The sequence below is a fragment of the Calditrichota bacterium genome (assembly GCA_013112635.1).
Taxonomy (GTDB): Bacteria; Calditrichota; Calditrichia; order Calditrichales; family J004; genus JABFGF01.
Genome location: JABFGF010000001.1, coordinates 911,936 through 938,604, shown reverse-complemented (window position 1 = coordinate 938,604; position 26,669 = coordinate 911,936). Strand labels below are relative to the sequence as shown.

Annotated in this window: 19 protein-coding genes; 17 read left to right on the top strand and 2 right to left on the bottom strand. The window is 34.4% G+C overall.

All coding sequences use genetic code 11. The annotated features are described in order from the left end of the window. Window positions 1–194: 194 nt before the first annotated feature. From HND50_03780 to HND50_03765, 4 genes are all read left to right on the top strand, one after another. Window positions 195–962, top strand: a complete 768-nt coding sequence (locus HND50_03780) for a type III pantothenate kinase (GenBank protein NOG44321.1) — start codon at window positions 195–197, stop codon at window positions 960–962. A 30-nt stretch (window positions 963–992) separates the two neighbouring features. Beyond that, window positions 993–4,058 (top strand): PAS domain S-box protein, encoded by a 3,066-nt coding sequence (locus HND50_03775; protein ID NOG44320.1) that lies wholly within the window; start codon window positions 993–995, stop codon window positions 4,056–4,058. A gap of 153 nt (window positions 4,059–4,211) precedes the next feature. Next, entirely contained in the window at window positions 4,212–6,803 is a 2,592-nt protein-coding gene (gene mutS, locus HND50_03770) for a DNA mismatch repair protein MutS (GenBank protein ID NOG44319.1), read from the top strand. A gap of 353 nt (window positions 6,804–7,156) precedes the next feature. Beyond that, on the top strand, window positions 7,157–7,504 hold the full coding sequence (locus HND50_03765; GenBank protein NOG44318.1) for an integration host factor subunit beta: 348 nt from the start codon (window positions 7,157–7,159) through the stop codon (window positions 7,502–7,504). 30 nt (window positions 7,505–7,534) lie between these two features. Here the strand turns inward: HND50_03765 and HND50_03760 are convergent, their stop codons facing one another. Further along, the gene (locus tag HND50_03760) at window positions 7,535–10,099 is read right to left on the bottom strand and encodes a PAS domain S-box protein (GenBank protein ID NOG44317.1); all 2,565 of its coding nucleotides are present in this window, start codon (window positions 10,097–10,099) and stop codon (window positions 7,535–7,537) included. 244 nt (window positions 10,100–10,343) lie between these two features. Here HND50_03760 and ruvX point away from each other — a divergent pair, with 244 nt between their 5' ends. The 7 genes from ruvX to HND50_03725 all read left to right on the top strand — a co-directional run bounded on the left by ruvX (window position 10,344) and on the right by HND50_03725 (window position 17,360). Next, the gene (gene ruvX, locus HND50_03755) at window positions 10,344–10,763 is read left to right on the top strand and encodes a Holliday junction resolvase RuvX (protein NOG44316.1); all 420 of its coding nucleotides are present in this window, start codon (window positions 10,344–10,346) and stop codon (window positions 10,761–10,763) included. An 11-nt stretch (window positions 10,764–10,774) separates the two neighbouring features. After that, window positions 10,775–11,800, top strand: a complete 1,026-nt coding sequence (gene aroF, locus HND50_03750; protein NOG44315.1) for a 3-deoxy-7-phosphoheptulonate synthase — start codon at window positions 10,775–10,777, stop codon at window positions 11,798–11,800. Beyond that, on the top strand, window positions 11,801–12,877 hold the full coding sequence (locus tag HND50_03745; GenBank protein NOG44314.1) for a prephenate dehydrogenase/arogenate dehydrogenase family protein: 1,077 nt from the start codon (window positions 11,801–11,803) through the stop codon (window positions 12,875–12,877). A gap of 5 nt (window positions 12,878–12,882) precedes the next feature. Beyond that, complete coding sequence (locus tag HND50_03740; protein NOG44313.1) at window positions 12,883–13,896, top strand: Gfo/Idh/MocA family oxidoreductase; 1,014 nt, start codon at window positions 12,883–12,885, stop codon at window positions 13,894–13,896. Between the two features lie 15 nt (window positions 13,897–13,911). Further along, window positions 13,912–14,832 (top strand): NAD-dependent epimerase/dehydratase family protein, encoded by a 921-nt coding sequence (locus HND50_03735; GenBank protein ID NOG44312.1) that lies wholly within the window; start codon window positions 13,912–13,914, stop codon window positions 14,830–14,832. A 97-nt stretch (window positions 14,833–14,929) separates the two neighbouring features. Then, window positions 14,930–15,268, top strand: coding sequence for an STAS domain-containing protein (locus HND50_03730; protein ID NOG44311.1), 339 nt, complete (start codon window positions 14,930–14,932; stop codon window positions 15,266–15,268). Window positions 15,269–15,395: 127 nt separating this feature from the next. Next, window positions 15,396–17,360, top strand: coding sequence for a hypothetical protein (locus HND50_03725; protein ID NOG44310.1), 1,965 nt, complete (start codon window positions 15,396–15,398; stop codon window positions 17,358–17,360). 18 nt (window positions 17,361–17,378) lie between these two features. On the opposite strand, the gene HND50_03720 is transcribed toward HND50_03725, so the two are convergent. After that, the gene (locus HND50_03720; protein ID NOG44309.1) at window positions 17,379–17,714 is read right to left on the bottom strand and encodes a hypothetical protein; all 336 of its coding nucleotides are present in this window, start codon (window positions 17,712–17,714) and stop codon (window positions 17,379–17,381) included. Window positions 17,715–17,807: 93 nt separating this feature from the next. On the opposite strand from HND50_03720, the gene HND50_03715 reads away from it, so the two are divergent. From HND50_03715 to HND50_03690, 6 genes are all read left to right on the top strand, one after another. Beyond that, a complete protein-coding gene (locus HND50_03715; GenBank protein NOG44308.1) occupies window positions 17,808–20,873 on the top strand; it encodes a biopolymer transporter Tol in 3,066 nt (1,021 codons plus the stop codon). Window positions 20,874–20,909: 36 nt separating this feature from the next. Next, complete coding sequence (locus HND50_03710) at window positions 20,910–23,159, top strand: SpoIIE family protein phosphatase (GenBank protein NOG44307.1); 2,250 nt, start codon at window positions 20,910–20,912, stop codon at window positions 23,157–23,159. 124 nt (window positions 23,160–23,283) lie between these two features. Further along, the gene (locus tag HND50_03705; GenBank protein ID NOG44306.1) at window positions 23,284–24,675 is read left to right on the top strand and encodes a UDPGP type 1 family protein; all 1,392 of its coding nucleotides are present in this window, start codon (window positions 23,284–23,286) and stop codon (window positions 24,673–24,675) included. A gap of 9 nt (window positions 24,676–24,684) precedes the next feature. Beyond that, on the top strand, window positions 24,685–25,224 hold the full coding sequence (locus HND50_03700) for a hypothetical protein (GenBank protein ID NOG44305.1): 540 nt from the start codon (window positions 24,685–24,687) through the stop codon (window positions 25,222–25,224). After that, a complete protein-coding gene (locus HND50_03695; GenBank protein NOG44304.1) occupies window positions 25,217–25,822 on the top strand; it encodes an outer membrane beta-barrel protein in 606 nt (201 codons plus the stop codon). The genes HND50_03700 and HND50_03695 overlap by 8 nt, the downstream gene beginning before the upstream one ends. A 9-nt stretch (window positions 25,823–25,831) precedes the next feature. Further along, a complete protein-coding gene (locus tag HND50_03690) occupies window positions 25,832–26,665 on the top strand; it encodes a hypothetical protein (GenBank protein NOG44303.1) in 834 nt (277 codons plus the stop codon). Window positions 26,666–26,669: the final 4 nt, after the last annotated feature.

Here is a 26,669-nt window from a genome sequence, read left to right as displayed (position 1 = left end):
GCTTTTATACAATGGATTTAATTCCTAAAAAAACATAAATTCGAGTTCGTATCAGAATGTATCACTATTTGAATGACAATACATAGGATTTGTCAAAATTCAAATGGTGAAAAATTTGTGCCTTTTAACATGGATGGATTTTTTAGAGAACGGACTCGGGTAATAACTAATCAACGATAGAGCTTTTTATTAGTATGATACTTGTAGTCGATATTGGTAACACCCACACAGTTTTTGGATTGGTTGTTAATTCAGAAATAAAAATTCACTGGCGTATTACTTCCTCACTGGCCAGAACCGAAGACGAAATCGGTATTCTTCTTAAAGATTATTTCCAACACAGCAATTATAATTTCTCTGATGTTACTGGCGTTTGTATCTCCTCGGTTGTTCCGGATTTATCGCAGGCATATGTCTGGATGAGTCAAAAATATCTTGGTATTGATGCAATGATCATTAATTCAGATTTGGATCTGGGAATGAACGTGAAATACCGTGATCCAAAAACTGTTGGTGCAGACAGACTGTGCAATGCTGTGGCTGGTATTAAAAATTATGGTAAGCCCCTTATTATTTTGGATTTTGGAACAGCTACCACATTTGATTGTATTGACCAAAGTGGAGATTATATTGGTGGTGTAATTGCACCTGGAATTGAAACCTCAATTGGCGCTTTACATAGGAGAGCTGCAAAACTCCCGCTAATTGAACTAAAGATTCCAGAGTTTAATATTGGGCAAACTACAGAAGAGAGTATTCAGGTTGGAATATTAAAAGGTACAATCCATTCTGTTGAAGGAATTATCAAAGATATTCGGTCAGAATTAGGACAATCTGCTAAAGTTATAGCAACAGGTGGGTTAGCTAAGGTTATCGCAAAAAAAACCGATATTATCAATGAAGTAGTTCCCTTTCTAAGTCTTGAAGGTATCGCATTAATTTATAATCGAAATAAAATTTAAAACTCACATTCAATATAAGCCGATCATAAGATGTTATATAAACAGAAAATTCTTCTGATTCACAAAAATAAAATCTTAAAAAAGAAGATTGCAGAATATTTACGTGAAATTGATTTTGCAGTGATGATAGCTGAAAATATTGAAGATGCCTTTAGTCTGGCAAAAAGTATTGAGCCTGATATAATACTATGGGGTGCCGCTCTTACTGCAGATGCAAAAAAAATATTGCGCAAAATCAAGCGGTCAAAATTTTGTAGAAATGCACCCGTTATTGCAATGATTGGTGATATTGAACTTTATGACAGAATTGAACTTGAGAAAAACGGTATAAGCGATGTTATTAACGCTGACCCAGTTTTGACTGATTTACGTTTAAAAATAAGATTACATCTTGAATACCGAAAAAAGCAGGAAAAATATGAAAAAGAAATAAGCCGCCTGCAAAATATTTCTGAAATTCAATATAATATTTCCATTGTAAATGACTTAAACCGGCTTTGTGAACTTTTTGATGACTTTCTTTACAATGATTATCCGTTTGACTTTATCCTGCAATTAATATACAACCCAAAATCAGGAGACTATGATTATAATAACTTTATAACAAAGGATCCTGAAAATAATGAAAATGCTTCTGATATTTTTGAAGGGCCTGTATGGAAAGAAGTTTATTTTTCCAAGAAATATGAAGGTCCCGAAAGAATTTCGAATAAGAAAGTTCTCGATTTTTTGGCAACGATTGGGCTGAATTCAGAAGTTTATTACCAGATGCCGCTTCATGCTAATAAAAAACCTGTTGGCGTTATTATAGCTGGCAGCACAATAAAACAAGCATTATCAAATGCCGAATTTAATGATCTATCGGTACTAGTTAATTCTGCAGGACAACGTATTTTTGAATTGCGCAAAATTTATGGCGAAAGAAATGTAGCCCCGCAAGGTGAACCAACAGAAAAAAGGGATATTTTCCACCGTTTTAATGATGATGAGATTTTTGAGTATTTAACAAAACAAGTACTTGAAAAATTAAAAACCGATGTAAGCATTTATTTTAATTATAATAAAGGGTTTCGGTTTTTATATCCGCAGTATTGCTACCAGGCCGGTAGTGAAATAAATCTTTTTGATGATGATAAACCGCCGGTATTAATGGCAAAAGATTATCCCACTTTTGAGAAGTTCCTGGAATCTAAGAAAAAGAATGCTGTATTTAATCTGACAAAAAACGCGCTACCGGATTTAGCTGCAATGACAGAACTTGCAGGCGGCACTTATAATTCCATCCTTATTTTTACTGTTGAAATAGCCAATGAAGTAAAAGGCTATTTGATCACTGCAAATGAAAACAGCATGAAAAGGTTTTCCAGCGTAATTATTAAAGAAGCAGAAACAATTATTCGGAAAGCAACAGATGTTTTGATGGAAGGCCGTTTAGTTAAGCAAGCCAACCAGACAATAAAACAGTTGGACAGGGTATTTGAACTTGGCAAAGATTTAACTCTCGAAAGCCACATAAGCGAGTTGTTGCCAAAAATCGCAACAGCAATCCGGCGGACGCTTGGCTGGAATATTGTAATGCTGGACCGCAAAAATGTGTATGAAAATAAATTTGAAAATGTCTGTTATTTTGGCGTTAAAGAAAAAGTTTTTAAGAGCATTCAGGACAAATATCCTAACACGATGTATTCAAAGTTAAAATCGCGTTGTTTCCATCAAAGCAACTCATATTTTCTTGACCATAAATTTGCCCAGATTGAAATAAAAGAAACAGATATTGCTGTATTTGAAAGAAAAGTTGGCAAACAGTGGAATGATCGCGACTGGCTATTTATCCCGATTTTAAGTCGCGGCAAGGAGTTGGGTGTAATCTCAGTAAATGATCCTGTTGATAGGATTAGGCCAAATGATGACAGAGTTCGCAGTCTGGAATATTTTGCTAACCAGGCAGCAGTTGCATTGGAAAATGCCAGTTTATTTGAAAGTCTCAAAACTTCCGAAACAAAATACCGTGATTTGGCTGAAACAATGACGATGGGCTTGATAACTTGTGACATCAAGGGTGATATAATTTATAACAATCCAAGTTTTGCCAGCTTAATGCGTTATGAAAACAGTTCAAGTTTAGTTGGGCGCAATATTTATGAACTGGCTTCAGACAAAGCCAGCACCGAACTTGAAAAATACGTCGTTTATGAAAGTAATGATGATAAGGACGATGAATCCGCATATGAGTTTGGTTTAGAAGTTGAAATGCTCGCTAATGACAATAAATTTGTTCCCTTCAAAATATTTCTTACCAAATCTCACGAACATGGTGAGAAGGGCGGGTTTTTAGGAGTATTCTCAGACCTAAGACCTCAAAAAAGAATTGAGCGTTTAAAAGCCGATTTCAACTCTATGGTGGTGCATGATTTAAGATCGCCGCTTAATATTATCCAGGGCTACATTGATATTGTACGAAATAAAGTAGTAGGTGATATCAGTGATGAGCAGGAAGAGTTGTTAAGCATAGCAAAAGAAAACTGTTACAAAGTTTTAAAACTTATTGATAACTTCTTGATTGCGTCCAAGCTGGAGGTTGGTCAATTCCAGGTTACACCTGAAGTAAATGCCCTAAACACGTTGATTGAGTCTGTTTTTGAAAACCATAAAATTTTGGCAGAAAAGAAAAACATTCAGCTGGAATTAAAAATTGACAGGCAGGTTCCTCTGATTTCATTTGATAAAATGCGCGTTGAACAAGTTCTTACAAATTATATCAGCAATGCCTTAAAATTTACAACCCATGGTGGCAAAATTGAAATTGGAAACAGGATGGTAAGTGTGGAAAAAGAGCTTACCGGTGAAAAGCAAAAAGAAATCCGTGTATGGGTAAAAGATAGCGGTGTTGGGATTGATCTAGAGGAACAAGACAAAGTTTTTAATAAATACGAACAGACAGAAGCCGGTAAGGATGCATCGCTAAAAGGAACTGGTCTGGGGCTGGCCATCTGTAAAGAAATTATTACTCTTCACCGCGGAAAAGTGTGGGTAGAAAGCGTTCCACAAGAGGGCAGTACGTTTTATTTTACATTGCCTGTTTTTACGCCAAATTAGATTTTTAGATAAATAATAAAGTTTTTTAATCAGATAGATTCTTTCCTTCCATTTTTGTATTTTTGGCCTCATATTTAATATTCTCACGTTATTCAATTTCAACAATCAATTGATAAATCAATGTCTAAAAAGCAGGCCAAAACAACTCCTTTAATGGAGCAATACCTCAGTATAAAAGCAGAATATAAAAATGTGCTGTTGCTTTACCGAATGGGCGATTTTTATGAAACGTTTTACGAAGACGCCAAAACCATTGCTAAAACTATAGGCATTGCCTTAACAAAAAGAGCACATGGTAAATCTGCAGATGTACCATTGGCGGGGTTTCCATATCATGCTTTGGATAATTATCTTCCTAAATTATTAAATGCGGGTTTGCGCGTAGCGATTTGTGAACAGGTGGAAGATCCCAAGCTGGCTAAAGGAATTGTTAAACGGGAAGTTGTGGAAATTGCTTCACCAGGCGCCACACTGAGCGACAAAATACTGGACAGCAAGGCTAATAATTTTTTACTGGCGCTTACTTTTGATGACAATATCTGTGGCATTTCAATAGCCGATGTTTCAACGGGTACATTTCTTTTGGCAGAGTTTCCTACAAATTTTTTACTGGATAATCTTGTGCGGTACCAGCCCCGTGAAATTCTGGTTGCCAATAAGGATTATGACTTTATTCATAATCTTATTCAAAACAGGCTTGATGCTATTATAACAAAAAGGGATGACTGGGTTTATAATCGCGAATATGCTTATGAAACCCTGATTAATCATTTTAAATCACATTCGCTTAAAGGCTACGGCTGTGATGAGATGGATAAGGGCGTATCCGCAGCCGGTGCAATAATCCACTATATTAATGAAAATTATAAGACCCGGCTTGGGCATTTTGTAAGTTTAAAAGTGCTCAATTTATCGGAATTTATGGTTTTGGATGAGAGTACCCGCCGAAATTTGGAAATATCCCAATCCAATACTATGCAGGCAGGAACACCAACCTTGCTTTCTGTTTTAGACTTTACTATTACACCGATGGGCGGCCGAATGATGAAACAGTGGCTGCAACATCCATTGCTTTCAAAAAAACAAATCATAACCCGCCAAAAATGTGTTGAGGAGCTTCTTGGCCATAAAAATAAACGTGAAGAGCTGGCAAAACTTTTACAGGAAGTTTTTGATATGGAGCGTTTATTAGGAAAAATTGTAACCGGCCGTGCTAATGGCCGCGATGTAATTAATCTAAAAAACTCTCTGGCTATTTTAAAACCGGTTAAACAACTTTTAGCTTCACAGCCTTTTAAAACCCTTGCAAAAATCGCAAAAGAAATAAACATTTTAGGAAAGCTGAAAGATGAAATTGAAGCAGCGATTGTTGAAACACCGCCAAATTCACTTCAGGAAGGTGGTTTGATAAAGCCGGGTTTTTGTAAGGAGCTGGATGATTTACGCGATATTGCAGAACATGGCAAAGACTGGCTTATTAATTATCAGGAAAAAGAACGCGCGGCAACAGGTATTTCTTCTTTAAAAATTAGCTACAACAAGGTTTTTGGCTATTACCTGGAAGTTACAAATGTGCATAAAGACAAGGCACCCGATTATTATATCCGCAAACAAACCCTTGTAAATGCCGAAAGATATATCACGCCCGAACTTAAAGAATGGGAAGAAAAAATTCTTGGCGCTGAAGACAAAATAAACCAGATTGAGTACAAAATTTTCCAGGATATCCGCGAAACGGTCTCAGAGTACACAACGGATATTCAGAAAAACAGTACATCTATTTCTGAGATTGACTGCTTGAATAGCTTTGCAACCGCGGCGTATGAAAATAATTACATTAAACCAGAAGTAACTGAAAGTCAGGATTTATTAATCGTTGATGGCAGGCATCCTGTTGTTGAGAAAAACCTGCCACCCGGTAGCGATTTTATTGCAAACGACACAAAGCTTGATACTACAAGTCAGCAAGTCTGGATAATCACCGGGCCGAATATGTCTGGTAAATCAACCTTTTTGAGACAAGTAGGGTTGATTGTACTAATGGTTCAGATTGGTAGTTTTGTTCCGGCCAGAAAAGCCAAAATCGGCATTGTTGATAGGATTTTTACGCGGGTTGGTGCATCGGATAATCTGGCTTTGGGCGAAAGTACTTTTTTGGTTGAGATGAATGAAACTGCAAATATTCTAAACAACGCTACTCCCAAAAGTTTAATTTTACTAGATGAGATTGGACGTGGTACATCCACTTTTGACGGACTTTCCATTGCCTGGTCTGTGGTTGAATATATTCACAATAACAGTGCCATTAAATCAAAAACCCTGTTTGCCACACATTACCATGAACTAACTGAGCTGGCATTATTATATCCGCGTATCCACAATTATAATGTGGCTGTTGAGGAATGGGAAGATCAGGTTGTTTTTCTGCGCAAAATTGTTGAAGGCGGAACAGACAACAGTTATGGTATTTATGTTGCTCAGTTAGCAGGATTGCCGTCAGAACTAATTGAACGGGCAAAGGAAATACTTTCAAATCTTGAAGCTAATGAACTAACCCCAAATAGTAAAAAACCAAAATTGGCCCAACGCAGGGCAGGGCATAGAGTGGATCAAAACCAGATTAACTTATTTGAGGTAAAAGAAAAGGCCAAAATAGAAAAAGAAATGGAACAGATTGATGTAAACAATATGACACCGCTGCAGGCCTTGCAAAAATTAAATGAACTCAAGCAAATGATAAAATAGCTCTTTCGTGCGAATTAAGCACCCTCAAAAATTCTCCGGGTTATCTTATAATTATTTCTCGAATTAAATTTAGATATAAGGAAATATAATTATTGTATTTTCTCCAAGTATATTGTCTATCTTGCGGAATATATTGACACTTTTAATTGAAATTTGTAAAAGTTATATAAAAATTGTAATAAAAATAAAGATTAAAATGGTGTAGCCGAAATATGGTAAAGTTTGGCTTTAATACGGCTTAAATTATTGGAATTATTGGATATAAAGCTTGCTTTCAAAAAAAGATGGCTTTATTTTAAACGTCCCAATTAATCCTAAATAAAATTAGAGATTTTGACATTACGGAGGAGCGGATGAGAACGGTGACAAAAAAGGACGTTGCCAAAAGAACTGCCCTGGAATTAAATAACAGTTTAGGTGAGAACATAAAAATCTATACAGCAGAAAAATTTGTTGATGCTGTTTTTTCATCTCTACGAAAAATTCTGAGTGAAGCTGATCCGGAAGTCCGTATAGAAATTCGTGACTTTGGCGTATTTGAAGTTAAAAAGACCAAGCCGAAACCAAAAGCAAGAAATCCCCGAACAGGTGAGATTATCTATGTACCTGCCCGCCGCAAAACGCATTTCAAAGCTGGTAAAATCCTTAAGGATGAATTGAAAAAAGAAACCTTTGAGGGTGAACCAAACGTAGCTGAATAATCGCCCTCCTTTATTGCACCGTTTCCGCAACTATTGATTTATTGCGTCTTTTATCTTTTTAAGTAGTGCATTTACAGAAAATGGTTTTTGCAGAAAGTTTATATCTTTTTCTAACTCTCCTGTATTAACAATATGGTCATCAGTATAACCGGAAGTAAAGATAATTGGTAAATTTGGCCTTAAATTACTCACTTTTTCAGATAGTTCTTTGCCGTTCATATCCGGCATTATTACATCCGTTAACAATAAATCAAAATCAAAGCTATCATTCTTTATCAAATTAAGTGCGTCCCGACCATTTGAGCATGAATGAACATGATAGCCAAATTCAACCAAGGTTGAATCTGCAAATTCTCTTACATTAGAATCATCTTCAACAATTAATATGGTTTCATTGCCTTTTAGGTGGGTTGTACTTAAGTGAGTATTTTTTTCGTTTTTATGCCAGTCCATTGTAGTTGGCCAGTATATTTTAAATGTTGTTCCCCGCCCGGGTTCGCTATAAACAAAGATACTGCCATTGTTCTGTTTAACAATTCCAAAGACAGTGGAAAGACCTAAACCAGTGCCTTTTCCTTGCTCTTTTGTAGTAAAAAATGGTTCAAAGATTTTATCCTTAACATCTTGCTCCATACCAATTCCATTATCGCTTACAGAAATATAAACATGATGCCCTGTTTTACTGCCGATATGTTGCCTGGAAAATTTTTCATCCAGAAAAATTTGCCCGGTTTTTATTGAAATGTTTTTTTCGGAAGCTTTTTTGGTTTTTTGGTTAATAGCATCCCGGGCATTAATAAATAAATTCATTAAAACCTGTTCAAGCTGGCTCGGATCGGCATTTATATTATCGATGCCTTGAGCAAGCTGAATATTAACATTAATATCTTCCCCAATAACTCTATGGAGCATTTTGTCTAAATCAGAAATTACCAGGTTTATATCAATTACCTGCGGCTGATAAATCTGTTTTCTACTAAATGCTAAAATTTGACGAGTTAGTTTTTCTGCTTTTTGGCTGGCAGATAATATTGTAGAAATAGGTTTTCTAATTTCATTATCTTTGCATTTTATTAGGGCCAGTTCGGAGAAACCGGTAATAATTGTTAAAATATTGTTGAAATCATGGGCGATACCGCCTGCAAGAGTTCCTATTGAATCCATTTTTTGAGACTGGAAGATTTGTTGTTGAAGCAGCTTCTGTTCAGTTATGTCCTCTTTTAATGCAAGAAAGTGAGTGGTTTTACCATTTTCATTTTTTATGGGCGAGATAAATGCGTTTACCCAGTAAAGCTCACCATTTTTCTTTTTGTTATGTATTTCGCCGCGCCAATCTTCGCCTGCTAAAATGGTTTCCCATAATTCTTTATAAAAACTATTGGACATTTGGCCAGACTTTAATAATGATGGTTTTTTACCTAATACCTCATTAGGCGAATAACCTGTTACCTCAATAAATTTTGGATTTATATATTCTATTTTCCCCTCTAAATCAGTTATTACAACCAGTGCCGGGCTTTGCTCCATAGATGTAGACAATATTCTAATTTGTTCTTCTGTTTGTTTCTTTTTAATTGAGATTGCTACTTGTTGTGAAACAAATTCCATCATGCGCAGGTCATTTTTTGTATAAGCATTTGGATTACTATAATGCTGCACAACCATCACACCAATCGTTTTGTTATCTACAATTAAGGGGACGCCCATCCAGGTTGCAGAAGTAGCTCCAATAAAATCTATTTGTTTTTCCCTGGCAATTTCTTCTGCTTTTCTTTTATCAATTAACTGAGCCTTTCCACTTCTTAAAATATATTCTGTCCAGCCATTTCCTGGTTTTCTTTCAGGTGCTTTGTTGTCTTTTTGATCAACGTAATATGGAAATCTGATTAAATTTTTCTTTTCATCAAATAAGGCAATATAAAAGTTTTTTGCATCCATAACCGATAGCATATTTTGATGAATTGCAGTATAAAGTTCATTTAAATCATAAGAAGAGTCCGCCGTTTGAGATATTTTATAAACAGCATTTTGCAATCTTTCAGCCTGTTTACGTTCAGATACATCTCGAACAATTGCCTGAACAAATAATTGCCCATCTAATTCCATTGTGTTCAAACTTACTTCAGCATCAAAGGGTGTTTTATCAAGGCGGCAATGTTTCCATTCAAAAAACTGTGGTTTGCCGGAAATCGCAGCGGTAATTTTTTCAATAGCACTTTCTTTCGAAGTACGTCCATCAGGTTGTCTTTCAGGTGAAAAATCGTAAGGAGGTAAATTAATAATTTCCTCTCGAGTACATTTAAACATTTCAAGAGTTTTAGAATTACAATCAACAAACCTTTCACCACGCATCAAGAAAATGGCATCATTTGCAGAATCAAATAAGCTTTTATATTTTTGCTCGCTCTGAATAAGATATTTATCTTTTTTTCCTGCTTTTGAAAACCTTTTAATATTTACAAAAATTAATATTGATAAAATAATAAGGAGGATTATGTTAATAATAATGCTATAATTGTTCAGGTTGAAATCTTGAAAATGATTTGTTAGCATTAAAATAATACCAATAAAATTTTTTACAAGAACGATTACCATTAAATATAAACCTTGATATTTTTATTTAAATTTATGTATTCAGTTTTAGAACTGAATAATCGTTACTATTAATATAAACTCAAAGATTGTATAATATTTTATTATACATTTTTATTTTACCATATTAAATCCATCTTTCTTATATTTTGCACTTAAGCAAGCTCACTTAATATTTATTAAAATACTGTCATTTAAATAAGTCATATGATAGTGTTTTAAACATTCAATAATTCACATATAAAATATGGTAAAAAAAGTAATTGCATTAGATATTGGCGATGTGCGAATTGGTGTATCAATTAGTGATGGATTAGGGCTGATGGCGCACCCACTAAAGACAATAAAGTGGAAAAATTTTGAATCACTAAAAAGTGAGCTGGAAACAATTATTTCAGAAAAACAAATTTCGATAATTGTAGTAGGCATGCCATATACATTAAAAGGGGAGTTATCACAACAAACCAAAAAAGTAATAGAAATTATTGATAAATTGAAGAGTAATATAGCAATTCAAATTGAAACGATCGATGAACGTTTAACAACCAAGCTGGCTGAGACGATGCTTAAAAGTACCGGAAAAAAAGCAAGCAAAAACAGGCATATAATCGACCAAATTGCCGCTGTAAACATTTTACAAACGTATTTAGATAAAAACCGAATTTAACAGGAGCATTAATGGTAATAATTATTGAAAAAGGCGCCAAAGAAAAAGTAATAGAGGCGATTATAAAGAAACTGGATGATGGTGGATTTGATATTCATCGGTCAACGGGTGTTGATCATACCATATTGGGTGTAATTGGCAATACAAACAGTTTGGATATTCGTGATATCCAATTGATGGAAGGGGTTGCTGATACATACCGGATTTCTGCTCCTTACAAATTAGTTAGCCGAGAGTTTAAATCATCAAATACAGTTTTTAAAGTAAAAGATGTTGAAATTGGTGGAAAAGAAACTGTAATAATGGCTGGTCCATGTTCGATTGAGTCCAAAGGCCAGATCATGCGGATTGCTGAACGCGTTGCGAAAGCAGGGGCCAAAATTCTTCGGGGCGGGGCATTTAAACCAAGATCTTCTCCTTATAGTTTTCAGGGCCTCGGTGAAAAAGGATTGGAATATATGCGTGAAGCGGCAGATAAGTACAATCTTGCAATGATAACGGAAGTAATGGACAAAGACCAGATTGAGCTTGTCAGTAATTACACAGATATCATTCAGGTAGGTGCACGGAATATGCAGAATTTTTCATTTATCCGCGCACTAGGTAAATCCAAAATACCTGTTTTTTTAAAAAGAGGAATTTCTGCAACAATCGAAGAGTGGCTGATGTCTGCTGAGTATATAATTTCCGGTGGAAATAAAAATGTTATTTTTTGTGAGCGGGGAATACGTACCTTTGAAACATATACTCGAAACACAATGGATATTAGTGCTGTCCCAATTATTCAAAAACTTAGTCACCTACCTATATTTGCAGACCCATCACATGGCACAGGGTTGCGTAACAAAGTTATTCCTATGGCCCGCGCAGCCGTGGCGGCAGGAGCAAATGGATTGATGATTGAAGTTCATGATGAACCGGATAAAGCACTTTCTGATGGCGCACAAAGTTTATACCCCGACCAATTTGATGATCTGATGAAGCAAATACGCATTATCGCTGAGGTAATTGGACGGAAAGTTGCTCAGGAAAAGTAAATGAAAATTGTAATTTCCGGGCTTGGCGTAATGGGTGCTTCTTTAGCGATGGCTATTAAAAATAGCAAACTTAACGCCACAATTTATGGATTTGATTTTCCAGATATTTTAATACAAGCAACCAAAAAAAATATTATTGATAAAGAAATACATAATTGGCCGCAAGATTGCTGCGACGCGGATGTTATCTTTTTGGCAACTCCAATTGCTGTAATAAAAAATCACTTGGCAGATTTAAATAATATCGTTTCAAAAACATGTGTAGTTACAGACTTGGGCAGTACAAAAAATGAAATTGAAAATCATTGCAAAACAATAAACTTTAGTGGTGAGTATATTGGCAGCCATCCGATGACCGGTGCGGAAAAGAGCGGTATTAACGCGGCAAATCCACTTTTATATGAAAATGCGGTTTACATATTATCCGGTCAAAAAGAGAGTGTTAACAAAGAAGTTACCAGAAAATTAATCCCTGTTTTAGAATCAGTAAAAGCCAGGATATTTTTTCTCGGGGCAGAAGAGCATGATAAAACCCTGGCATATATTAGCCACTTGCCTCAGATAGTCGCAGTTGCTTTGATGAATTCAGTCGGGTTTAAAAACAACGAGCTCGAGCATTGTTTCGATCTTGCTGCCGGTGGATTTCGTGATCTTACACGAATTGCATCAAGTTCTCCGGAAATTTGGCAGGATATTGTTAACTCGAACAAAAAAAATATTGAAGATTCTATCGATATTTTTATTAAACATTTGACTAAGCAAAAAACAAATCTTGGAAATTTAAAAGAAGGGTTTGAAAAAGCTAATGATTATAGGAGCTTAATTCCTAAAATTAACAAAGGATTTTTGTCTCCTTTGACCGATGTTCTTGTATATGTAAATGATCAAAAAGGGGTTATTGCAAAAATTTCAAACGAGCTTTTTTCTAAAAATATAGACATTAGAGATATCGAGTTGTTAAAAATCAGGGAAAAAGAAGGTGGTGTTTTTATGTTGTCATTTGAAAATGTTTCCAAAGCATTGGAAGCTGTTAAAATATTAAAATCCATAAATTATAATGCTTTTATTAAGGAGTAGAAGTAATGGATAAATTGAAAATTGCTGTGGTCGGGGCTGGAAGTATTGCACAAGTTGCCCATCTTCCTAATTGGTCTAAAATGGAAAATGTTGAGCTTGTTTCAATTTGTGATGTTGACAAAGGCAAGGTTAGCTTATTAACTGAAAAGTTTAATATACCACGTTGGTATTTTGTATTGGATGAGATGCTTCGGCAGGAAAAATTGGATGCTCTCCATATCTGCGCTCCAAGTCTGCATCATTTTCCTATGACACAACTTGCTTTAAGCAAAGGGGTAAATGTACTTGTAGAAAAGCCAATTGCTTTTAATGCAAAAGATGCTGAAAAACTTACAAAACAGGCTGAACAAAATAACCTTACTTTAATGGTGGGTATGCATAACCGGTTTAGAGATGATGTGCAGATTTTAAGAAATTTTTTAGCACAGGATGAACTGGGTGAGATATTTTATATAAAAACCGGCTGGCTAAAGAAATGGGAAAAGAAAGAAATGTCCGGCTGGTATTCAGAGAAAAAGTCTTCAGGTGGCGGGGTTTTGATCGATCTTGGTTTACAATTGATGGATCTTGCTTTTTTTATTACAAATTTCCCTGCATTAAAAAAAGTCAGGTTATATGATTATTTCCTGAATCCGGAATTTGAGGTAGAAGATGCCGCGCTGGCCGTTATTGAAACCAAAACGGGCCAAACCATTACAATTGAAATAAGCTGGAAAATGCATCTTGAAAAAGACACAATGTATACTCATGTATTTGGAAAAAATGGTGCTGCAAAACTTAATCCCCTAAGGATTCATAAAGAAATGCACAATAATTTGGTTAATGTTTCGCCTTTTCATCAAACTTCAAAAATAGATCAGTTTAAAAAAGCATACAGCAAAGAATTAAAGCATTTTATAAAAGTATTAAATGGTGAAGAAAAGAATATCTCTTCCGGAGCAGACGCATTACGGGTAATGAAAATTCTTGATGCTTTATATGAATCTGCAAAGCGGGGAGAAGAAATTGACATTGACTGATTGGCGGGGTTTTAATTGAAAATTTTTGTAACAGGTGGGGCAGGTTTTATTGGAAGCCATTTGGTTGATAAACTTGTTGTACTTAATCATGAAATAATTGTATTTGATAACCTTTTTCGTGGGAAAGTTGAAAACATTGAATCTCATATTAAATCAGGAAAAATCCGATTTGTAGAAGGCGATATCAGAGATGTGAACTCAGTTATTAAAGAATCTGAAGGATGTGATATTGTTTTTCATTTAGCAGCACAATCAAACGTCATGGGTTCAATTACGGATATAGATTACTCGTTTCAAACGAATGTTGTAGGAACTTACAACGTTTTACAAGCGGCACATAAAAATGGCATAAAAAGATTTATATTTAGTTCATCTCGTGAAAGTTATGGTGAAGCAAAATCTGTTCCGGTAAAAGAAGACCATGTTCTGGATTCAAAAAATTCTTACGGTGCCAGCAAAGTTGCAGGGGAAAAATATTGCCAGGTTTTCCAAAATATGTATAACATGGAAATTGTAATTCTTCGTTTTGCCAATGTTTATGGTACTCGAGATTTTGCTCGCGTAATTCCGATATTTATTGATAATGTTTTGAAAAATAAAAACATTAATATTTTTGGTGGAAAACAAGTCATCGATTTTATATCTGTCGAGACAATTTGTGAAGTTCTGATAGATTGTATTACAAATTCATTGGTCTTAAAAGGACCAACCAACGTCGGGTCAGGTAGGGGAATGACCCTTTTTGAGCTTGCTGAGAGAGTGAAAAACCTTATCCCAACTCAAAGTGAGATAAATGTTGAACCGGCAAGATCGGAAGAGGTTGTTAGGTTTGTGGCATCACTTGAGAGGTTTAAGCAAGTTTTTGATATAAACATAGATGAAGATCCTTTGATAAACCTATTTAAAGTAGCAGAATTTTCAGAAAAAAAGCAGTAAAGTGTTCTTTTAAAAAAAAATGTTCAATTTTCTATTTAATATCCGACTATAACTGTATAAGTAAGCGAAATGGCAGTGATAAAGTAGGAGTTATAGAATGAGCTTCAATTTTGATATTGAAAATGATATTTTGATTGTTAAGATTAATGAACAACGGGCAACAGTTGAAATTTCAAGTAAACTTAAGGAAGAGTTGCTGGAAAAAATTGAAGAAGGTAATCAAAATATACTTGTTGATTTAAGTTCTTCTGATTTTGTAGATAGTTCTTTTCTGGGGGCATTGGTTGCCGGATTAAAAAAGGCAACAATGAAAAGCGGAGACTTAAAAATTGTTGGTTTACAAGCTCCTGTTCGTGCAATGTTCGAATTAACCCGCTTATACCGAATTTTTGACATTTTCGATACAATGGAAGAAGCCAAAAATAGTTTTACATGAGAATTTAACTGTTAAAACTGTACTTCACTATCACTTACCAAATCTTGCCTTACTAAGGGATTTTTGAATACTACAATGCAACCTTGTGTTTTAATTGCTAAATAGCGTTGCCAATAAGGAATATAAAATGGATATATCCCTGAAAAAGGAATTTCTAAACAATATTGATAAATCCGCAAATATTGAGTGGCTGGAAAAAAATAACCATGGTATTTACTCCAGTTCAACCAGCATTGGAATGAACACCAGGCGTGAACATGGATTATTTGTGGTTCCAGACTCCTCCCGTGAAAAAAAAGTTGTTCTGCTTTCCAAATTTGAAGAGTCTGTTTTTATTGAAAACAGGTTACACGAAATTTCTACAAATAGATACTCTGGAGGAATTTTCCCTACCGGATATACTTATCTAAAAGAGTTCCGAATGAAACCTTTTCCTTCTTTCATTTATGAAATTGAAGGGAGAATAATTGAGAAAACAGTCTTTTTACTTTCCGATTATCCATTATTAATGGTTCGTTATGAATTAAAAAATCAGGGACTTCCCATAAACCTTATCGTGAAACCTTTTCTTGCAGATCGTTATAGCACAGAATTAATTAAAGAACTGCAAGGTTTAAATACAGATAGTTATTTAGGCAATTTTTTTGTTCGCTGGGCGTTAAAACCAGCAATGCCGGAAGTTTATGTATATTATTCTTCAGGAGAATTTGTTAGTACAACCTTATGGTATAAAAATTTCTTTTATCCAAGAGATGAAGGAAAATATAATGACAGTCTATACGAACATCTTTTTAACCCTGGCTTTTTTCAGGCAACTTTAACTCCTTACCATAGTGTAGATTTATATATTTCTACGAAAGAGTTGGATACAAATAATCTTAATTATGAGGCTTTGTATCGGCAGGAAAAGGAAAAAAGAAACACAGAAAAAAAACTCTACTTCACCAATGATAAAAATTTATGTGAGGTTAACAACTCACTTAGAAAATCACAGGTAAATATAGATTCTGAATCTTTAATTTCAGTTTCATCCCTGGAAAATGTTTATACAAACCGTGATCTGATGTTATCAATGCCAGGGTTTTATTTGGCCAATAAAGATTATGATGGGTTTAAAAAACAATATTTATCGTTGATAGATCAGCTGAATGAGGGATTACTACCTGTACATTCAGCACATATGCGGAAAAAGAATCATTACTCTTCTGCCGACTTAAGTTTGATTTTAATAAACCTTGGATATCAATATTTTGAAACGACAAAAGACATTAATTTTTTTAATAATGGTGTCTATAGCAGCTTCCAATCTATTTTTGACTACTATTCTAAAGGAACTTTGAATAATATCTATCTGGATAAAGATAATTTGATTTTTTGTGGAAATAAATCTACATCTACCAGTTGGATTCCTTTAATGGCAGAAAATAAAGAAGTATTGCGTTTTGGAAAACTACTAGAAATAAACGCCCTTTGGTTTAATGCCTTAAAAGTTTTACAAGTTATCAGTGAAGAATTGGGTAAAAATAGGAAAGCTTCAAAATATGGTAAACTGGCAGTAAAAGTAAAAGAGAGTTTTAATAAAACATTTGTTCAGAACAGTGACACATTGCTTGATTTCATTGCTAATGAAAATAAAAACAGTGACTTTAGGATTAACCAAATAGTACCCTTGGCTTTGCCATTTTCTGCACTTGATGATGAATTGAAGTGTAATGTATTAAAACAGGTAGAGAAAAATTTACTAACTCCCTATGGTCTCAGGTCTGCAATTAAAAATGATCAAGATAAACAAGGTAATTTGAATAGAAGAAACTCATCTTTTTATAATGGTGCAATTTGGCCATGGACTATGGGAATGTATGTTACTTCTGCTCTAAATTGTGCAGAGAATAAAGAAAACAAAGCAAAGCAATTGTTAGAATATTTTAGCCCATTACCAAAACTTATTTCTAAAGGTTTATTAAACCACCTACCTGAAGCACTTTCTGATAATGATAACATGGATCAAGGCGGCATTGTTGATTTTGCACCCTCACTCTCTTGTTTACTTTGGGCTTATTTACAAATTGATAAAGCTGGAAATGTGCAATAATTACGGAGAGTAAGTGTCTTACTTATTTGAAGGTTTTCGCGAATTACTTTCATTGAGTTGATTTTTGATGCTGTTATAGACTGAATGCCAATATTCTGGTTCTTGCTCTAGCTTTTTAATGATGCTTTTTAATGAATCAATTTCAATTTTATAAGTTTGCATTATTTTAGAAATTTTTACAGCTTTCAGACTATCAGATATAGCAAGATGTTCAATAGCCATCAATTCAGTCATAACATCGACTATCACATCTTTTTTAATGTCTGGTTGCGATTCATTTGAACAACTTATAAGCAAAAAAGTACAAGCTATAAAAATTATTATACTATTGAGTAGTCTTTTGTAATTATTCATCGTTAAATGTATAAATTAATGTGATACAAATTCAATAGTTTCTGATTTATATTAAAACAAAATACAAAAACCATTTTAGCCTGGAGGGTTAGCATGTTTAAACCCCGGAAATTTTTACACATCTTTGTTATGTCTTTTTTCTTGTCTCAACATTTATTTGCACAAGGGTTTGGCCAAAACAAAGTGCAGTACAGAGACTTTGACTGGCATTTTCTGCAAACGGAACATTTTGATATTTATTTTTATCCAGGCGGATATGATATAGCAGTTTTTACAGCAGATGTTGCTGAAGATGCTTATAAGTTATTGCAAAGAGATTTTAACTATGAGCTAAGCAAACGGGTTTCAATTATTTTATATAAATCTCATAATGATTTTCAGCAGACAAATGTCGTTATTCCTTATATGCGTGAAGGTATTGGTGGTGTGACTGAGCTCTTTAAAAACAGAGTTGTGGTTCCTTTTGAAGGATCATATTCCTCATTTCGTCACGTAATTCACCACGAACTGGTTCATGCTGTTATGAATGATATGCTATATGGAGGATCTGTTCAATCTTTAATTTCAGGGCAAATTGCCCAGGTACCAACCTGGTTTTCTGAAGGGTTGGCTGAATATTTTTCCCAGCGATGGAATACCCGTACAGATATGATGGTTCGGGATGCAACAATTGGAGGATATCTGGTAGGAGCTTTACCAACATATGGCGCCTATTTTGGCGGAAACAGCCTTTTCAGATATATCGCAGAAAAATATGGTAATGAAAAAATCGGGGAAATTTTACATAAGATAAAAGGGAGCTTCCGGTTTGAAAGCGCTTTTAAATCTGCTTTGGGAATTGAACTAAATGACTTAGCTGAAAATTGGCAGAAGCAAATGCGCAAAGAATATTGGCCAGATATTGCTGATCGGTTGGAATCAAAAGAATTTGCACGGGCAATAACCGATCACCACGAGAGTAAAAGCTATTTGAATATTAGTCCAGCTTTGTCACCAAATGGCGATAAAGTTGCTTTTCTATCCAATATGGGTGGGAAACAAGGAATTTTTATAATGGATATTCTCGATCCTGAAAATATTACAAAAGTTATTCAGGGCGAGACAGATGTTAATTTTGAAGAATTGCATTGGCTAAGTCCTGGAATGGGTTGGTCGCCGGACGCAACACATCTTACATTCTCAGCTAAAGCCGGAGATCAGGATGCTTTATATATTTATGATGTTTTTAATGATGAGATTGAACAGCATAAATTTGATATTGACGGACTTTTTTCAGCAGCCTGGTCGCCAAATGGTGATGACATTGCTTTTGTTGGCAACAATAACGGAGCCGGCGATATTTACGTTTTTAATTTAAAATCACAAAAACTGGAAATGATAACAAATGATATTTTTTCTGATACATATCCAAGGTGGTCTAATGATGGAAATAAAATTGCCTTTGTATCTGAAAGAGGAGAGTATTTAACTCCTGAGCAAGTTCCTGAAGACTTTAAAATGTCAAATCACAATTATGAAAATACAGATATTTATATTGTTGACAGATATTCAAAAGAAATTGAACGTATAACAGACACAGAATTTTTAGAAACAGATCCAGTTTTCTCCCCAAATGATAGCAGCTTGCTTTATGTTAGCGATGTAAATGGTATTTCTAATATTTATGTTCATAATCTGGAGTCAGGAGAGTTTTACCCGGTTTCAAATCTCTTATCCGGTGCTTTCCAGCTTTCTTTAGATAAGAAAGGCCACACTTTGGCATTTACTTCTTTTAATGAGATTGGCTTTGATCTCTATACAATAAAAAACCCTTTTGATTTACCAAAAGTTGAATTAGAGAATACAGTGTTTTACAATAAATTAGAAGATGAAAACAGTTTACTAAGCACCGTGGATAATCTTGATCAGCAGGAATCACAAGGCGATTCTGCAAAAACAGAAGTTAAGATTCCGCAATCTACAGATTACAGCAATTATGTGTTTGCCGATTTAAATAGAAAGACCCGTAAGGAAAAAGTTAAGGTAAAACTTAAAGAAGATGATTATAAACGCACTGATGGAAATTTTAAAATACGCAATTATAAAGTGAAATTTTCTGCGGATATAATTCAGGGTCAGGCTCAATACAGCACATTATGGGGTCCTGAGGGGTTTACTCAAATAGCCTACAGCGATGTTCTGGGAAATCATAGAATTAACCTCGGTACAAACCTTGTTTTTGATTTACGCAATAGTTTTATATCAGCCCAATATTGGTATTTGCCAGAACGAATTGATTATGGAGTGACAGCTTTTCACTCAGCACATTCATATTATTCAGGAACATCAAATAGTATTATCCGCTTTAGAAACTATGGAGCAGCCTTTATTGCATCCAGACCATTTAATAAATTTTCACGAGCAGATTTTCAATTATATATGATGAATGCAAGCCTAGAATATTTAGTTGCCGGTGGTAGAACAGATGAAGTTAGAAGCCTTGTACCAAGTATTCAACTAATCCATGACACATCCCAATGGTGGGGGACTGGGCCAAATGAGGGCTTTAGAGGTTCCGTGTCGTTAACACATAGTCCATTGTATACGGATAAATCACTGGAATTTACAACACTAAAACTGGATGTTAGAAAGTATTTTAAAATACATGATTATTACAGCCTGGCCTTTCGACTAAATACAGGAACAAGTTTTGGTGAAAATCCTCAATTATTTTATTTTGGGGGAACTGAAAACTGGATTAACAGGGATTTCAATGGCAATATCGATTCGCGAATAAATTCTGTTCGAGATGTCTATTTTTCAGAATTTGTAACACCTGTCCGTGGTGCAAGGTTTTATGAAAAAACTGGCTATAACTTTGCTTTGGTAAATTCGGAAGTGCGCTTTCCATTGATTACCCGTCTGGATTTAGGATTACCTCCAATTAGTTTCGGTTATATCCAGGGAGTATTGTTTAGTGATGTCGGTAGTGCCTGGTTCTCGAATAATGAATTTAAAGGAATAGAAGATGGAAAAGTTAAAGATTTGTTTATTGGTTACGGAACCGGAGCAAGGATTGGCATTTTTGGCTTTCTTCTAAAATATGATTTAGCATGGGAATATAATCTAAAAAAATCAAGCAGGGCAAAACACTATTTTTCAATTGGTGTTGATATTTAAATCAATAAATGTAAGCAAATATTAAGGGGAGAATAGTTGGACATTCTCCCTTTTTTTTATTCACAATCCTATCCAAAACTTCCTCAAACTTCAAGCCTTTCTTCAACAAGCCGAATTAAAACAGTAAAGATAACTAACAAACGGATTGAAATGGGTTGGCTGGAATTATTTGAAGAAAATCAACAAGACATTGAAATAAAACAACAAATTTCAGAAAAAATGTCTGTCCTTGTTGTTGATGATGAAGAACATATTACAAACACAGTTGATAAATACCTGAGTCATGAAAAGTATCAGGTTTTTGTTGCAGGTAATGGCCTTGAAGCTCTTGAAATCTATAAATCACAATCCCCCCGAATTATTATAACTGATATTTTAATGCCCGGGATGGATGGCCTGGAACTTTTAAGTACAATTCGAGAGACAGATGATGAAACTGAGGTGATTGTTTTAACCGGCCATGGCGATATGAGTATTGCAGTTAAAGCCTTGAAAAATAAAGCCTCAGAGTTTTTGATAAAACCTGTTGATCTGGAGGTTTTGTTAAATTCTGTCCAAAATGCAGAATCCCGGTTAGTTTTAAAAGATGAAGTGAAATCATATACAGCAGAGTTAGAAGAACTTTTTAAAGAGGTGCATCATTCACGTGATTATCTTGAAACTGTTTTGCAAAACTCCCCCAATGCGACAATAACTTACAACACAACTGGCATTATTACTTCATGGAATGAGGCAGCTGAGAAAGTTACAGGATTTACAAAAACTGAAACAGTTGGAAAAACAGTAAAAGATGTTTTTATATTCGAATCTCACCTTATTGATACAGGAAATACTAATCAGAAGAATGACAAGCAAAATATTGTGGGGCAGATTTTAACTAAAGACCAGAAAATGCGCTTCATAAACCGCAATGCAAATATTTTGTATGACTCTGAAAACAAAATAATTGGTGGAATAGAAAGTTTTTATGACACCACTGAAAAAACCCAAAGCGACCAGCTTTTAGAAAAACGATATATGCAGGTCCAGACAATCAATGAAATTGGAAAAAGGGTGGCTGCAAGTATTGAGGTAGGTGAATTAATCGGTTTTATAAGTAAACGCCTTGTAACCACTTTTTTTGAATCTGCAAATATCTTTTTTCTGTTAATAAATGATCAAAAAGAAAAACTCGTTTTAAGAGCGGCTTCAGGCATTCAGATTAATGATGTCCTGGAAAAGTTGCCGATTAACAGTGAAATTGAGATTGAAGATTTATATGGGCATGTTTATAAAACCGGCAAAAGTGGTCTTTACTCGAATGCTAATAAATCTGAATATTTTTCTGAAGGTTTTAGCAAAGAAGTTGCCAGCGTATTTACATTTCCTATTAAATCAAATGATAAAAAGTATGGACTGCTGCATATTGAAAATGCCGAAAAAATGTCCCTGGATGATGGCGATATTTTTATGATGGAAACAATAGCAGAATACCTTGCTATTAGTTTGGATAAACTTGAATTGGTGGAAAAAATAACAACTCAAAACCACCTCATTGAACAACAAAATAAAACACTTCTTAAAGATTTAAAAAAGGCTGGTGATTTTCAGAAGAGTTTATTGCCAGAGCATTTACCTGTTTTAGAAGATTATAAATTTGCCGTATCTTTTTCTCCATCTAATCAGCTTGGTGGTGACTACTATGATGTTTTTCAAATCAGTGAGCGTTTTGTTGGTGTTCTCGTATCAGATGCATCAGGGCATGGGGTTGCATCGGCAATGCTTTCTGCCATGTTTAAAATGACTCTTGAGAAATATTCTTCCCTGGATATAGATCCTGCAAGTGTCTTTAAAAAAATAAATTATGATTTTTGCCAGGTAGTACAAACCGGTGACTTTTTTACATCCTTTTATGGGATTGTTGATCTGCAAACCAATAAGTTCATTTACAGCAATGCAGCACACCCACTGCCACTTTTGTATAATTATGAAACCCGCGAAATTAGCGAGCTTGACTCTGAAGGATTTCTTTTGGGAATTATGGATGATGGTATAACCTATGAAAGCAAAGAACTTGAATTTAAAGGAAAATCACGTCTTTTTATTTTTACAGATGGGCTGCATGAGGAGGTTAATAAAAAGAACGAGCAATATGGAGAAGAGCGGGTTAAAGAAAATCTCATAAAATATTCAGACCTCGATAAACAAGAATTTCTTGATAATATTGTAACAGACCTTAAACAATTTACCGGCCGCGATACGTTTGAAGATGATTTAACGTTACTTGTGATGGATATTTCTGTTTAACTATTCAAAATATACAATTAATTTATTTGAACCCGGTTAATTCTAAATTGATCGGGTTTTCTTTTTATCTATAGAATCCTTATTTTTAAAATTCAATTTATATTCAAACAGGATGGTTTTTTATATGCAATTTGAAAAATATTTCAAGTTATTAAAAAAAAATGGACAAGAACATATTCTTCAATTTTGGGATGAATATTCAGATCTTCAAAAAAGAGAAATAATAAAACAGATCGATTCAATTGATTTTCCCTTGTTGGAAAAACTTGTCAATTTGACTTCAGATAAATCCCAACAAGATATTGAAATGCAATTGGATGAAGCTGAGACAGTTTCGCTTGAAGAAAGAAAACTGAATGACGATGATATGCAGAAAAGTGGAGAACAAATATTAAGATCAGGTAAGGTTGGAGCTTTTTTGGTTGCAGGCGGGCAAGGATCACGATTGGGTTTTGAAGGCCCGAAAGGTGCCTACCCAATAACTCCGGTCAAAAAGAAAACATTGTTTCAATTACATGCCGAAAAAATTTTAGCCATGTCTGGTGAATATGGCGTGACCATTCCCTGGTATATTATGACGAGTACAGGAAATCATTCCGACACAATCTCTTTTTTTAAAGAAAACAACTTTTTTGGATTGGCGGAAAATGATGTAATGTTTTTCTCCCAGGATATGCTGCCTGCAGTTGACAAAAATGGCAAACTAATGCTCGAGGCAAAGGATCGGATTTTTATGAGTCCAAACGGGCATGGAGGTTCTTTGAAGGCCCTTTGGGATAGTGGAGCATACTTGGATTTGGTTAAAAGAAATATTGAGTATCTTTTCTATTTTCAGGTAGATAATGTTTTGGTAAATATTTGTGATCCTGTTTTCCTTGGATATCATAAAAAGTATAATGCTGAGATGTCCAGTAAGGTTGTCCGAAAAGCATTCCCTGAAGAAAAAATGGGTATAATCTGCAAAGCAAATGGAAAAACCGGTGTAGTGGAATACAGCGACTTAAGTGATAAAGATATGTATGCTGAAACTGAAAGTGGTGAGTTAAAATATTGGGCTGGCTCAATTGCAATCCATTTTATAAATACAAGTTTTATTGAAAAAGAAAATAAGCGAGGATTCCAGCTCCCTTATCACGTTGCACAAAAAAATATTCCATTTATTGATTCCAATGGACAATTAAAAAAATCTGATGAAAAAAATGGGTATAAATTTGAAACGTTTGTATTTGATGCACTGGCGCATTGTGAAAATACAATCACATTGGAAGTTAAACGGGAAGATGAGTTTAGTGCTCTAAAAAATAAAGAGGGTATTGACAGCGAAGAAACAGCAATCCGTGATATGAAAAACTTATATCTCTCATGGATGAAAAATATTGGAATAGAAATCCCTGAGAATTTTAACATAACGGATATTCAGATTGAAATAAGTCCTTTATTTGCATTTTCTGAGCAAATATTAAAAGAAAAAAAAGAACAAATCCCTCCTTTTTCAAAAAAAATGTACTTAAAATAAGAAGAATATATGGATGATCAATTAGAGCTACAATTACAAAACATTCTACAAAAAAATCGCATCGTTTGGGGTGCCGTTTTATTTGGTATGATAAGCTTAATATTAATTTCAGTGGCATTGTATTACCTCGATATTATTGATCGTTTGCCTGTGGTGCATCCGCAAAAAGCAGACAACATTGCTTTGTTCGTTATATTGTTTTTTGTTTTACTGATATTTTATATAAAACAAACCATATTAACCCCGGCCAAACTAATTGAAAAATCTAAAAAGCCTGGAATTGAATTAAATAATCTTCTTGCTCCATTAGCATCAGACGCAGATGAAAAAAAGTTAACCTTTCTTAAATGTGTTCAGATTTTTAATAAGAAAATGCTCATAGTCTGGTTTCTGGCAGATCTTGTTGTACTAACTGCTTTTGTTAATTTTATCCTTGCACCTGTTTTAAATAAATTTATCATGTATAGCTTTGTAGGATTATTTTCGCTGATAATAAATTTTCCTAATTTAAGCATATATAAAAGAGTGCACCGATATCTTTATGAATAAACCAATACCTATTTTTAAAATGTTAACCTGCCGAGTTTTGGTTTTTATAATATTAACTCTTTTATTTACTTCAAATGCCTACTCTCAAATTGGATTAGGATCACATGCTTCACTAAGTAATCCGGGTTTACAGAAATCTGACAAATATGATATCCGTTTTAAAACGGGATCAGGGTATGGTTTTTTTGTGCGGCATGATGTTTATGATTCGTCTGGGACAAATATAGATTTTCGTTATATTGCAACGCTTACTTCTCATAAAGCAAACCTGCCACTTGGCAATAACGCAAAATATGATTTTAGCCTTTTTTCAATGGAAGCATTGGCTAATTTTATGATTGAAAAGAGCTCAACTCTTTATGCAGGATTTGGAATTGGTATTATGTCGCAACTATCAAAAGACCGCTTTCGAAAAACCTATTCGGATCAAATATTTTATCCTACGGTAATTGCAGGATGGAGCTACCAATGGGCGCAGGGTTTTGATCTGTTTGTTGAAACTAAAGCAGGATATGGTAATAGTGGGGCTGGTCCGGAAAAAATTCCGGTTAGTAGTTTAGCGCTAAATTTTGGAATAACGATGTACATTACGGAATAATTTTTAATTATGGATACACAAAGTTTATTTGGGAAAAGCCCAAAACCTGATGCAAAAACTAAATCAAAACTAATTGCCTGTGGAAATGAATATGATGACCTGCCAATGACTTATGGCTTAAAACAATCTAAAAATCAGCTACGTTTTGGCAGTTCTAAAGAACGGTTTGAATGGATTTCTCAAGGAGCGGTTGATATTGGCTTTATCTCCTCTGCAGATTTTCCAAAACTAAAAGGTGGATGGACAGTATTTCCAGGTATCTGTAAGTCATCTTTAGGTAAGTCGAACCTCAATTTATTTTTTAACAAAGATTTAAGCGATATAAATACACTTGCAATTCCACCTAATTCAAATACGTCTTCAATTGTTCTACAAATTTTATTAAAAGAACTCTTTCAAATAGAAACAAAGATAGAGAAATCTTCTTTAGGATTGGAATCGGCTCTAAAAAAATACGATGCTGTTTTGCTGACAGGAAATAATGCCATTAAAGAAGTTGCAAAAAATAAGAACAAATCATTTATCGATTTAGGAGAAGATTGGTTTGATTTAACTGGCTTGCCATTGGTTTATGGGTTTTGGATCGGTAATGAACTTCTTGTAAATAAAAAAGACTACCTGCAAATTTCAGAATCACTAAAGAGTGGAAAAAATTCAATCAAAAGTATTGTAAACAATATTTCCGGATTTGATAATAAACCGCACTTAGAAAATTATCTTTCAAATATTATTAAATATGATTTTGGTGAAGATGAGAAGGAAGCATTGGGCGAGTTTTATAACTATGCTTTTTTTTACGGATTTGTAGATTATATACCGGATTTTAATTTTCTTGAAGTATAAACTG